This is a genomic window from Streptococcus mitis, from assembly GCF_019929545.1.
Classification (GTDB): Bacteria; Bacillota; Bacilli; order Lactobacillales; family Streptococcaceae; genus Streptococcus; species Streptococcus mitis_BU.
On the sequence record NZ_JAHZPT010000024.1, the window covers coordinates 17,376 to 29,571 of the forward strand.

Consider the following 12,196-nt stretch of genomic DNA (forward strand, 5'->3'; position numbering starts at 1 on the left):
TCCTTTTTAATTTTAGGAGATTATACTAGAGTCATCAAATAAAGAAAAACTCTAAGGAGAATCCTATGAAATTCAATCCAAATCAAAGATATACTCGTTGGTCTATTCGCCGTCTTAGTGTCGGTGTTGCCTCAGTTGTTGTGGCTAGTGGCTTCTTTGTTCTAGTTGGGCAACCAAGTTCAGTGCGTGCCGATGTAGTCAATCCAACCCCTGCTCAAGTCGTGCCAGACGCTGCTTCGGTGAGTGAAAAGAGCGACTTACCAGCAGAACTTCTCAAAGAAGCAGTCGATACAGCTCTTCCTTCAGAACAGGCAGACTCAGCACCTAAAGCAAGCTTGGATACTACAAACTCTCCAGAGAAAGCGGATGTGGCTGCTAAAGACCAAGTAGTAGCACCAAAAGAAGAAGTGCAAGCAAAACCAGAATCTAAGAAAGAAACAGAAGATGCGGTTAAACCTGCGACAAATCCTGCTCCTGCAGTTACTGGACAAGACCGTGAAGCAAATGAAGCTCAGCCAGCAACCACTCCAGCTGAAGTACAAAAAGGTGTGGCTGACAATACTAAAGACACAGTGGATGTTCCAGTTACCTACTTGGACAAAGCCAACTTCCCAGGTCCATTCACAGCCGGTGTTAACCAAGTTATCCCATACGAACTATTCGCTGGTGACGGTATGTTGACTCGTTTGATCTTGAAAGCTTCTGACAAGGCACCATGGTCAGACAACGGATCAGCTAAAAATCCAGCTCTCCCACCAGTAGAAAAATTGGGCAAAGGCCTTTACTTCTACGAAGTGGATTTGGCAGGGACTCAAGGAAAATCTGATAAAGAGCTTCTTGACCTTTTGAAACAGAATGGCACTCAAAGTTACAAGGCAACTATCAAAGTGTACGGTGCAAAAGATGGTAAGGCCGATTTGAGCAATCTCGTAGCGATTAAGAATCTGGATGTCAACTTGAACGGCTTAACCACTCCAGCTGAAGTTCAAAAAGGTGTGGCTGATAACACCAAAGACACAGTAGATGTTCCAGCTACTTACTTGGACAAGGCTAACTTCCCAGGTCCATTCACAGCAGGTGTTAACCAAGTAATCCCATACGAGTTCTTCGCTGGTGACGGTATGTTAACTCGTTTGATTTTGAAAGCATCAGACAAAGCTCCATGGTCAGACAACGGATCAGCTAAAAATCCAGCTCTCCCACCAGTAGAAAAATTGGGCAAAGGCCTTTACTTCTACGAAGTGGATTTGGCAGGGACTCAAGGAAAATCAGACAAAGATTTGTTAGACTTGTTAAAACAAAACGGTACTCAAAGCTACAAGGCAACCATCAAAGTGTACGGTGCAAAAGACGGCAAGCCTGACTTAACTAATTTGGTAGCGACTAAGGATTTGGATGTCAATTTGAATGGCTTAACCACCCCAGCTGAAGTTCAAAAAGGCGTAGCCGACAACACCAAAGATACAGTAGATGTCCCAGCCACTTACTTGGATAAAGCGAATTTCCCAGGCCCATTCACAGCCGGTGTTAACCAAGTTATCCCATATGAATTCTTCGCTGGTGATGGTATGTTAACTCGCCTTATCTTGAAAGCATCCGACCAGGCTCCATGGTCAGACAATGGTTCAGCTAAAAATCCAGCTCTTCCACCAGTAGAAAAATTGGGCAAAGGTCTCTACTTCTACGAAGTAGATTTGGCAGGAACTCAAGGTAAATCAGATAAAGAGTTGCTTGACCTCTTGAAACAAAACGGAACTCAAAGTTATAAAGCTACTATCAAGGTGTACGGTGCTAAAGATGGCAAGGCAGACTTGAGCAATCTCGTAGCGACTAAGGATTTGGATGTCAACTTGAACGGCTTAACTACTCCAGCTGAAGTGCAAAAAGGCGTAGCTGACAATACTAAAGATACAGTAGACGTCCCAGCTACTTATTTGGATAAAGCGAATTTCCCAGGGCCATTCACAGCTGGTGTCAACCAAGTCATTCCATACGAATTCTTCGCTGGTGACGGTATGTTAACCCGCCTTATCTTGAAAGCCTCAGACAAAGCCCCATGGTCAGACAACGGTTCAGCTAAAAACCCCGCTCTTCCACCAGTGGAAAAATTGGGCAAAGGCCTTTACTTCTACGAAGTAGACTTGGCAGGAACTCAAGGCAAATCAGATAAAGAACTTCTAGACCTCTTGAAACAAAACGGCACTCAAAGCTACAAGGCAACTATCAAGGTATACGGTGCCAAAGATGGCAAGGCTGATTTGAGCAATCTCGTAGCGACAAAAGATTTGATAGTGAACTTGCATGGACATCAGTCTCTGATTCCGATGCAGTCAGGTTTCGTCCCATCTTCTAATGGTTCAGCTATGCCGGCTCCAATGATGAATAGTCATCAAGATGCATCTAAGATGAACGCTCAAATGCCTAGTGCCAATCAAGATGAGATGAAATCTAAAATGCCAGCTGCTAGTCAGGATAAGATGATGCCTAACAAAGAGCAGGACAAAACCATGAATGCTAGCCAGCCTATGGCAACACCAAGCATGAAACAAGATCAAGCTCCAGCAGCCTCAAGCAAAATGTCTGGTGAAGGCAAGATGGTATCTACTAACAAGGAGTCAACTCCAATGATGGCTGATCAAATGAAAGACCAAAAAGACATGCTTCCATATACTGGTGAAGCCCAAACATCAATGGCTACTCTTGGATTCTTTGGACTCGCCTTGGCAGGATTATTAGGTGGCCTCGGTTTGAAAGCTAAAAAAGAAGAAAATGACTAGTCTAGCTACAGACTTTCTATCTAGGATTTGAAAAATCCAGATATCGATTAGAATGTTCGTAAAGAGATTAAAATAGTGTTATACTATTGTGGTATAGCACTGTTTTTTTCAAAGGAGAGACAGATGGGAAAGACAATTTTACTCGTTGATGACGAGGTAGAAATCACAGATATTCATCAACGTTATCTGGTTCAGGCGGGATATCAGGTTTTGGTGGCCCATGATGGAGTAGAGGCCTTAGAAATCTTCAAGCAAAAACCGATTGATTTGATTATTACAGATATCATGATGCCTCGGATGGATGGTTATGATTTGATTAGTGAGGTTCAGTATCAATCTCCAGATCAGCCTTTTCTCTTTATCACGGCTAAGACCAGTGAGCAGGATAAGATTTACGGCCTAAGCTTGGGGGCAGATGATTTTATTGCCAAGCCCTTTAGCCCACGTGAGCTGGTTTTGCGTGTCCACAATATCTTACGTCGCCTTCATCGTGGAGGTGAGACAGAAGTCGTCAGTCTCGGGGATTTACGGATGAATCACGGTAGCCATGAGGTCCAAGTTGGAGATGTGGCGCTTGATTTGACCGTCAAATCCTTCGAACTTCTATGGCTTCTAGCTAGCAATCCAGAGCGAGTTTTTTCTAAGACAGACCTCTATGAAAAGGTCTGGCAAGAAGACTATGTGGATGACACCAATACCTTGAATGTTCATATTCATGCTCTTCGACAGGAGTTGGCTAAACATGCTAGTGCAGAAACACCTACTATCAAAACTGTCTGGGGCTTGGGCTACAAAATTGAGAAAGCACGAGGTAGTTAATGAAATTAAAAAGTTATATTTTAGTGGGGTATATCATTTCAACACTCCTAACAATTATCGTGGTTTTTTGGGCTATCCAGCGCATGTTAATTGAGCAAAGAGAAATTTATTTCCTGATTGGCATGACTTTAATCGCAAGTTTTGTCGGTGCTGGGATTAGTCTCTTTCTCCTATCGCCTGTCTTTACATCATTGGCTAAACTTAAGGAACATGCCAAGCGGGTAGCGGACAAGGACTTTCCTTCAAGTCTGGAGGTTCAAGGTCCTATGGAATTTCAGCAGTTAGGCCAAGCCTTCAATGAAATGTCCCATGATTTGCAGGCAACCTTCAATTCCTTGGAAGAAAGCGAACGAGAAAAGGGCTTAATGATTGCCCAGCTATCGCATGATATCAAGACTCCCATCACTTCGATTCAAGCGACGGTAGAAGGGATTTTGGATGGGGTTATCAAGGAAGGAGAACAGGACCATTATCTAGCAACCATTGGGCGTCAGACGGAAAGACTCAATAAACTGGTTGAGGAGTTGAATTTTTTGACCCTAAACACAGCTAGAAATCAGGCGGAGACGACTAGCAAAGACAGCATTTTTCTGGATCAGCTTTTGATTGAGTGCATGAGTGAATTTCAGTTCTTGATTGAGCAGGAGGAGCGAGATGTCCACTTGCAGGTGATTCCAGAGTCTGCCCGGATTGAAGGAGATTATGCCAAGCTTTCTCGCATCTTGGTGAATCTGATCAATAACGCATTTAAATACTCGGCTCCAGGGACCAAGCTGGAAGTGGTGGCTAAGCTGGAAAATAACCAGCTTTCAATCAGTGTGACCGATGAGGGACAGGGCATTGCCCCAGAGGACTTGGAGAATATTTTCAAACGCCTTTATCGTGTCGAAACTTCGCGCAATATGAAAACAGGTGGTCATGGCTTAGGACTTGCGATTGCGCGTGAATTGGCCCATCAATTGGGTGGAGAAATCACAGTCAGCAGCCAGTACGGCCTCGGAAGCACCTTTACTCTCCTTCTTAACCTCTCTGGCAATGAAAATAAAGCTTAAAACCCCTTTACAAATCCAGCTATTCATGGTAAAATGGATTTTGTGTGAAATATCAGCAGGAAAGCATGAAGCTCGTCAACAGGTGTCTTATGATAAGTAACCTTGGCTGTTTAGGCGAAGGGCATCTGCACGAATCAGGGCTTTCTAAGTGACTATTTCCACCGAAATATTATTTATATCAGGAGGACATTCACATGTCACGTTATACAGGACCATCTTGGAAACAAGCTCGTCGCCTTGGCCTTTCACTTACAGGTACAGGTAAAGAATTGGCACGTCGTAACTACGTACCAGGACAACACGGACCAAACAACCGTTCTAAATTGTCAGAATACGGTTTGCAATTGGCTGAAAAACAAAAACTTCGTTTCACTTACGGTGTAGGTGAAAAACAATTCCGTAACTTGTTCGTACAAGCTACAAAAATCAAAGGCGGAATCCTAGGTTTCAACTTCATGCTTCTTTTGGAACGTCGTTTGGATAACGTTGTTTACCGTCTTGGTCTTGCGACTACTCGTCGTCAAGCTCGTCAATTCGTAAACCACGGTCACATCCTTGTTGATGGAAAACGCGTTGATATCCCATCATACCGCGTAACTCCAGGTCAAGTGATCTCAGTTCGTGAAAAATCATTGAAAGTTCCAGCTATCCTTGAAGCAGTAGAAGCTACTCTTGGACGTCCAGCATTCGTATCATTCGACGCTGAAAAATTGGAAGGTTCATTAACTCGCTTGCCAGAACGCGACGAAATCAACCCAGAAATCAACGAAGCACTTGTCGTTGAATTCTACAACAAAATGCTTTAATTTTAAGATATATCTTACAGAAAGCCTACAACAGTGGGCTTTTTGATTTGTCTTAAAAGGTTGATTTCTGGGTTTGTTTAGAGATCTGCTAGTGAGGTTATTTGTGTATCTAAGTCTATCTATTCCAAGAATTATGTGATGTTGATGATATAAATCTGGTATGATATAATATTTTGGCCCCCTCATTTTAAGGAAGGGAGGTGTTACATATGTTAGAAACTTTACTCACAGTGTTTCTAGCTCCGTTACTTATTAACGTGTTATCTGAGCTTTTCAAGTTATGGCTTAAGAAACGTAAAAAGTAATAGTTAACCCTTTTAGAGGATAGCAAAAAACCCCATCGGTGGCACGATGGGGCTTTTTTAGTTACATATGCTGTAACTTTACTCACATTGTAAGTTTATTCTAACATATAACACCTAATATTTCAAGCTTTTGTTTCTATATTTCCTCAGAGTGTGTTTGTGTCTTGAATCCATTTCACTTAAATTAGAACCCGTGTCACCAATCCCCATTTTACAGGTTAAATGATGAAAAAACTATTTTATACATCATATATAGTACAGGTGAAAAATGATGACATCGGTTAACTCGAGTGCAGTAAAGTGCAGAAGGGTGCAGTAGAATGCAGTAAAGTGCTAAAATTACCTGATTCAAATCAGTTTGACAAAAAAGATTGTAGGATAAGAAGAGTTTGAATTGAAATATAAGGTAGTTGATAAAAAGAAAAAACGCTTGAATGCGTTTTTCTTCTGTATTGATTCGTATTGAATGCTTACTTAACTTCTGTAAACACAACGTGTTTGCGAAGTTTTGGTGAGTATTTCTTCAATTGAAGACGGTCTGGAGTGTTACGTTTGTTTTTAGAAGTAAGGTACAAGCGTTCACCAGATTCTTTGTGTTCAAGTGTAATATTTACGCGCATGGTATCTCCCTTCTATTATTCAGCTGATGCAGCTTTAGCGATTTTACGTCCTTTGTAGTATCCTTTAAGTGATACACGGTGAGAACGTGAGTAATCTCCAGTAGTTTCGTCAAAGTTTACAGATGGAGCTGTTACTTTGTAGTGTGTACGACGTTTGTTTTTCTTCGCTTTTGAAGTGCGACGTGCAGGTACTGCCATTTTGATTTCTCCTTTAGGTATTTATATTCGATTCAATCTACTGATTTTCATCAACCATACTAGGATAACACATTTTTTTTGTAAAGTAAAGTTACTTGACAAAAAAAGATGAAAAAATTCTCCTGTCCGACCTAGCAGACAGGAGAAGGTGTTAAATATCAATCTCAAATGGTTCGTCAATGGTTTCTGATACGTATTTTCCGTCTTTTTTCCGTTGCTTGACACATTCTGTGAGGAGATATTCTATTTGCCCATTGACTGAACGAAAGTCGTCTTCTGCCCATGATGCGGGTGCAGCGTATAACTTTGTTGAGAGTCGAAGGGGGATCTGCTTTTTTTTAGCTTCAGCCATCTTTAGTAAAGACTTCCTGTGTTGACAATTGGTTGTGCATCATGATTGCCACAGAGGACGACAAGGAGATTTGAAACCATGGCAGCTTTTCGTTCTTCGTCAAGTTCTATCAATTCCCCTTCATTGAGCCGTTCTAGTGCCATTTCAACCATTCCTACAGCACCATATACAATCATTTTACGGGCATCAATAATGGTAGTAATTTCTGGAGCATGAGCTAGGTAAGTGATACGTGCTTCAAGGATTTCCTAGGCAGTCATTTTCATTTGATGATTTAGCTCCTAAAAAAGGAGATTTTGTGCTAACATCACCACTTTGTCCAAGTCGAGTGTGGTTTGCAGGGTTGACTGCTACGCTGAAGGGATTGACAAAGTAAAAGCCAGGTTCTTTGATGGTACCTGTATAGTTACCAAAGAGTGTCAGAACCAGAGCCTCCTGAGGTTTGACAACTTTTAAACCAGCATGAGTTAGCGCTGCAATTACGATTAGTAAAGGTCCGATAATAATTCCAAAAATGTTTTCCGAACCAACACCCATTATAAATATAAAGATACCAAGTACGATTGTCAACTCAATGAGAATCAATGCTAATACACCATTTGGTTTTGAATTGATTAGTTTTTCAGTCATAAGAATGACCTCTGTTATTTGATATCTAAATGATATCATTTTGTTTTTAAAAATTAATAGAAAGTTGACAAATAATCACTAAAAAGTTTCAGCCCAATAATTACTTATAGGAAGTGAGATTATATTGTGCTGAAATACTCTTTTATTCTTATAACTTTTACACTATAATTGTAGTTAGAAAGGAAGAGAAATGTTTGATTATAGAGCACTAGTTATTTTGATGACTTTGATGGATCATTGTGAGCTATCATTATATGAATTATCTGTTAAGGTGAGCTTACCTATAAAGGAAGTCAAAGAAGGAATAGATTATTTAGTGCCTTATCTAGCTAATAAAGGGATAGTGCTGGATAAAAAACAAGGTCGCTATAGTTTATCAAATCGTACGAAGCAGTCTTTGACAGATATTATTAAGTCGGATGAATTGGTTTTACCAAAGTCGACTCGCTTAGCATTAATCTATCTTTACACTTTTTGCCGATTAGATTTTATATCGAATAATCATTACCAAGACTTTTTGAAAGTAAGTAAGAATACAACCTTATCTGATATTCAATCATTAAGAAAGATTATGTTAGATAATGATTTGGAGCTAGGGTACAGTAGAGCAAAAGGTTATACTTTACACGGTTCAGAGTGGAATAAGCACCGTTTAGCTTTTCAAATGGTTAGTGAGTTGCTGGAATCCTCCATAGGGATTTGGGGGTTGGATTATGTTTTATCCAGTTGGGGGTATTCATTAACTTATGATTTGATTGATCAGGTAGTTAAAGATTATTATGAAAAGCTACAGATAGTACCTATTGTTAATCAATTAAAAGTTTGCCTTTTCGGTCTAGTATTCATTATATGTAGATATCAAAGGGATGTTGAAAGAGTATGTCTTTCAGAGACATTAGTATCTCCTATTATTCAAGATATAACGACTATTTTATTAGATACAGTAGTTGATTTGGGAATTATAGATACTGTATTTTCAGAGGATGATTATCGCTATGTCACAGTTTTATTATCAAGTTGCTTTGAAGGTGAAGTAGATGTTGCTCCGGTTTACTTTAATCAATTAACAGAGGCTATTATAAGTAGAATGGAAGATATTTCTTTGTTACATTTTAAACAAAGAGAAGTATTGAGAGAAAATCTTCGCCGCCACCTTATACCGGCTTACTATAGATTAAAGTTCGGCTTACCTAGCTCAAATGAATATGTGTTGCATGTTAAAGAACATTATCCTGATTTATTTGAACTAGTAAAAGATTCTTTGACTCCCTTGATGGACGCTATTGACAAGCCCATACCTGATAGTGAAACAGCATATTTTGTTATCCATTTTGGAGGATATTTAAAGAAAGCAGACAATTTGCCTCAAAAATGTTATAAAGCAGCAATTATCTGTCCTAATGGAATTAGTTCTTCATTGATGATAAAAGAGAATCTATTAACATTATTCCCTCAAATTGAGTTTATAGGAACCTCAAAGATTGATGATTTATATGCGAAAACTAGTAGTGACTATGATATGGTTTTTTCTACTATAAAGGTGGATACAGAGAAGCCAAATTATCTAGTTTCTGTTATGATGACGGAAGAACAAACAACGCAGTTAGTTGAATTGGTATCAAAAGATTTCCCAGATACAGGTTATCGAGATATTGAGCTTAATCAGATAATTAGCATAGTAAGACGATATAGTGTAATCACACAAGAATTAGAGTTAAAATTAGCATTAAAGAGGTATCTCTATCAAGAAATGAACAGAAAGGAAGTGTTACCATTGTTAGAAGAATTAATTACAAAAGAAACTTATCAGGTTAGTTCGGAAAAATTAGGATGGAAGGAGGCAATTCGTTTAGCAGCTAAACCGCTTTTGGATCAACATAAGATAACTGAGAACTACCCTGAGGCAATGATTCAAAAAGTAGAAGAGTTTGGGCCTTTTATTAATTTAGGGAAGGGAGTAGCAATTCCTCACGCTCGGCCAGATGAAGGTGTGAATGAAATAGGAATGTCAATGTTAGTTTTGGAAGAACCGATTTATTTATTGGATAATCCAGAACAGGAGGTAAGATTGTTGATTTGTATTGCAGCCATTGATAATGAGAGTCATTTAAAGGCTTTGTCACATTTAACAACAATTTTAAGAGATAAAAATCATGTTCAAGCTTTAATTTCATCAAAAAACTATGATGACATTGAAATGATAATTAAACAGGAGGATTAGATAATGTTAAAAATTGGTACAGCTTGTGGTTCAGGATTAGGTTCAAGTTTTATGGTACAGATGAATATTGAATCTGTATTGAGTGATTTGAATGTTTCAGATGTAGAAGTTGAACACTATGATTTAGGTGGAGCAGATCCAAATGCAGCTGATATTTGGATTGTTGGTCGTGATCTAGCTGATTCAGCTAGTCATCTTGGAGATGTTCGTATCTTAAATAGTATTATTGATATGGACGAGCTACGAGAATTAATTACTAAAATTTGTGAAGAAAAAGAACTTATATAGGAGGCTAGCGTCATGATGAAGTTCATATTGGATATTGTTAGTACACCAGCTATTTTAGTAGCTTTAATTGCAATCTTAGGATTAGTGCTTCAGAAGAAGAAATTACCTGATATTATTAAAGGCGGAATTAAGACCTTTGTTGGTTTCTTAGTTGTATCTGGTGGTGCAGGAATTGTGCAAAATTCTTTAAATCCATTTGGTACCATGTTTGAGCATGCTTTTCATTTATCTGGAGTTGTACCAAATAATGAAGCAATTGTAGCTGTAGCTTTAACAACATATGGCTCAGCTACTGCAATGATTATGTTTGCAGGTATGGTATTCAATATCTTAATTGCTCGTTTTACTCGATTCAAATATATCTTTTTAACAGGGCACCACACTCTATATATGGCGTGTATGATTGCGGTCATTTTATCAGTTGCTGGCTTTACAAGTTTGCCTCTTATCTTACTGGGAGGATTAGCACTCGGTATTATTATGAGTATTTCTCCAGCATTTGTACAAAAATATATGGTTCAATTAACTGGAAATGACAAGGTGGCTTTAGGTCATTTCAGTTCTTTGGGATATTGGTTGAGTGGTTTCACTGGTAGCCTTATCGGTGACAAATCAAAATCAACAGAGGACATTAAATTCCCAAAGAGTTTAGCTTTTTTACGTGATAGTACTGTTAGTATTACTTTATCTATGGCAGTTATTTACATTATTGTAGCTATCTTTGCAGGGTCAGAATATATAGAAAAAGAAATCAGTAATGGTACAAGTGGTCTAGTTTATGCTTTACAATTAGCAGGTCAATTTGCAGCAGGTGTATTTGTTATTTTAGCAGGTGTTCGCCTTATTTTGGGTGAAATTGTTCCAGCCTTTAAAGGTATTTCAGAGCGTCTTGTACCTAATTCAAAACCTGCTTTGGATTGTCCGATTGTTTATACTTATGCACCTAATGCAGTCCTAATTGGATTTATCTCTAGTTTTGTTGGTGGTTTAGTAAGTATGGCAATTATGATTGTTTCAGGAACGGTTGTCATCTTACCAGGCGTTGTGCCTCATTTCTTCTGTGGAGCGACTGCAGGTGTCATTGGGAATGCATCTGGTGGTGTGCGTGGAGCCACTATTGGAGCATTTTTACAAGGTATTTTAATTAGTTTTCTTCCAGTCTTTTTAATGCCAGTTTTGGGAGGACTTGGTTTCCAAGGGTCAACTTTCTCAGATGCAGATTTTGGTCTATCAGGAATTATTTTAGGAATGTTGAATCAATTTGGCTCACAAGCAGGCATTGTTATTGGTCTTGTTCTTATTCTAGCAGTTATGTTTGGAGTATCCTTTATTAAAAAGCCATCTGCAAAGGAGGAATAAGGGATGATTTTAAGTGAAAATAGAGAAGATGAGTTAAGAAAATTTGCAACAAAAATCCGATTAAATACTCTTAGAACATTGAATCATCTTGGATTCGGCCATTATGGAGGGAGTCTGTCTATAGTAGAAGTTTTAGCAGTGCTTTATGGTGAAATAATGCCGATGACTCCAGAAATATTTGCGTCACGAGATAGAGATTATTTTGTTTTATCCAAGGGACATGCTGGACCAGCTTTGTACAGCACACTCTATTTGAATGGTTTCTTTGACAAAGAATTCTTATATTCTTTAAATACAAATAGAACCAAATTACCGTCTCATCCTGATAGAAATCTAACGCCGGGCATAGATATGACAACTGGCTCTTTAGGACAGGGAATTAGTGTTGCAACCGGACTTGCATATGGTCAGAGAATAAGAAAAAGTCCCTTTTATACCTATGCTATTGTTGGAGATGGTGAGTTAAATGAGGGACAATGTTGGGAGGCTATACAGTTTGCTTCTCATCAACAGTTATCTAATTTAATTGTATTTGTAGACGATAACAAAAAACAATTAGATGGTTTTACAAAGGATATTTGTAATCCAGGTGATTTTGTAGAAAAATTCTCAGCATTTGGGTTTGAATCCATTAGGGTCAATGGTTCAGATATTAGAGAAATTTATGAAGGGATTATCCAATTAAAACAGTCAAGGGCACCTCTAAAAACTCCACTCTTATCACAAAAGAAAAAATCAACTGTATGTGTCTCATTTAGTTGGCACATTC

At 38.7% G+C, this 12,196-nt stretch carries 11 protein-coding genes and 1 pseudogene; 8 read left to right on the top strand and 4 right to left on the bottom strand.

The genetic code is table 11. The annotated features are described in order from the left end of the window. The first annotated feature begins 65 nt into the window (after positions 1-65). From K1I71_RS07230 to rpsD, 4 genes are all read left to right on the top strand, one after another. Positions 66-2,777: an SSURE domain-containing protein gene (locus K1I71_RS07230; RefSeq protein ID WP_223330602.1), complete on the top strand. Its 2,712-nt coding sequence runs from the start codon at positions 66-68 to the stop codon at positions 2,775-2,777. A 123-nt stretch (positions 2,778-2,900) separates the two neighbouring features. Next, positions 2,901-3,596: a response regulator transcription factor gene (locus K1I71_RS07235; protein WP_223330603.1), complete on the top strand. Its 696-nt coding sequence runs from the start codon at positions 2,901-2,903 to the stop codon at positions 3,594-3,596. Then, a complete protein-coding gene (locus tag K1I71_RS07240) occupies positions 3,596-4,648 on the top strand; it encodes a sensor histidine kinase (protein WP_223330604.1) in 1,053 nt (350 codons plus the stop codon). The genes K1I71_RS07235 and K1I71_RS07240 overlap by 1 nt, the downstream gene beginning before the upstream one ends. A gap of 194 nt (positions 4,649-4,842) precedes the next feature. Next, complete coding sequence (gene rpsD, locus K1I71_RS07245) at positions 4,843-5,454, top strand: 30S ribosomal protein S4 (protein WP_000092756.1); 612 nt, start codon at positions 4,843-4,845, stop codon at positions 5,452-5,454. 775 nt (positions 5,455-6,229) lie between these two features. Here the strand turns inward: rpsD and rpmG are convergent. From rpmG to K1I71_RS07265, 4 genes and pseudogenes are all read right to left on the bottom strand, one after another. Further along, positions 6,230-6,379, bottom strand: coding sequence for a 50S ribosomal protein L33 (gene rpmG / locus K1I71_RS07250; RefSeq protein WP_001265622.1), 150 nt, complete (start codon positions 6,377-6,379; stop codon positions 6,230-6,232). 15 nt (positions 6,380-6,394) lie between these two features. Further along, positions 6,395-6,577 carry a 50S ribosomal protein L32 gene (gene rpmF, locus K1I71_RS07255; RefSeq protein ID WP_000290417.1) on the bottom strand — a complete coding sequence of 61 codons (183 nt, stop codon included), beginning with the start codon at positions 6,575-6,577 and terminating at the stop codon, positions 6,395-6,397. A gap of 151 nt (positions 6,578-6,728) precedes the next feature. Then, positions 6,729-6,929 carry a type II toxin-antitoxin system antitoxin gene (locus K1I71_RS07260; protein WP_223330605.1) on the bottom strand — a complete coding sequence of 67 codons (201 nt, stop codon included), beginning with the start codon at positions 6,927-6,929 and terminating at the stop codon, positions 6,729-6,731. A 2-nt stretch (positions 6,930-6,931) separates the two neighbouring features. Beyond that, a pseudogene (locus K1I71_RS07265) lies at positions 6,932-7,559 on the bottom strand (SPFH domain-containing protein). Positions 7,560-7,749: 190 nt separating this feature from the next. Between K1I71_RS07265 and K1I71_RS07270 the strand changes: the two are divergent. From K1I71_RS07270 to K1I71_RS07285, 4 genes are all read left to right on the top strand, one after another. After that, the gene (locus K1I71_RS07270) at positions 7,750-9,780 is read left to right on the top strand and encodes a BglG family transcription antiterminator (protein ID WP_223330606.1); all 2,031 of its coding nucleotides are present in this window, start codon (positions 7,750-7,752) and stop codon (positions 9,778-9,780) included. A gap of 3 nt (positions 9,781-9,783) precedes the next feature. Next, a complete protein-coding gene (locus tag K1I71_RS07275) occupies positions 9,784-10,068 on the top strand; it encodes a PTS sugar transporter subunit IIB (RefSeq protein WP_000912473.1) in 285 nt (94 codons plus the stop codon). Positions 10,069-10,080: 12 nt separating this feature from the next. Next, positions 10,081-11,427, top strand: coding sequence for a PTS ascorbate transporter subunit IIC (locus K1I71_RS07280; RefSeq protein WP_223330607.1), 1,347 nt, complete (start codon positions 10,081-10,083; stop codon positions 11,425-11,427). 3 nt (positions 11,428-11,430) lie between these two features. Beyond that, the coding region (locus K1I71_RS07285) for a transketolase (protein ID WP_223330608.1) at positions 11,431-12,196 on the top strand (766 nt) is incomplete at its 3' end.

Coding starts and splice junctions, on each gene's coding strand:
- K1I71_RS07235 (WP_223330603.1), top strand. CDS start 2,901: ATGGGAAAGACAATTTTACTCGTTGATGACGAGGTAGAAATCACAGAT.
- K1I71_RS07280 (WP_223330607.1), top strand. CDS start 10,081: ATGATGAAGTTCATATTGGATATTGTTAGTACACCAGCTATTTTAGTA.
- K1I71_RS07260 (WP_223330605.1), bottom strand. CDS start 6,929: ATGGCTGAAGCTAAAAAAAAGCAGATCCCCCTTCGACTCTCAACAAAG.
- rpsD (WP_000092756.1), top strand. CDS start 4,843: ATGTCACGTTATACAGGACCATCTTGGAAACAAGCTCGTCGCCTTGGC.
- rpmG (WP_001265622.1), bottom strand. CDS start 6,379: ATGCGCGTAAATATTACACTTGAACACAAAGAATCTGGTGAACGCTTG.
- K1I71_RS07270 (WP_223330606.1), top strand. CDS start 7,750: ATGTTTGATTATAGAGCACTAGTTATTTTGATGACTTTGATGGATCAT.
- K1I71_RS07275 (WP_000912473.1), top strand. CDS start 9,784: ATGTTAAAAATTGGTACAGCTTGTGGTTCAGGATTAGGTTCAAGTTTT.
- K1I71_RS07230 (WP_223330602.1), top strand. CDS start 66: ATGAAATTCAATCCAAATCAAAGATATACTCGTTGGTCTATTCGCCGT.
- K1I71_RS07240 (WP_223330604.1), top strand. CDS start 3,596: ATGAAATTAAAAAGTTATATTTTAGTGGGGTATATCATTTCAACACTC.
- rpmF (WP_000290417.1), bottom strand. CDS start 6,577: ATGGCAGTACCTGCACGTCGCACTTCAAAAGCGAAGAAAAACAAACGT.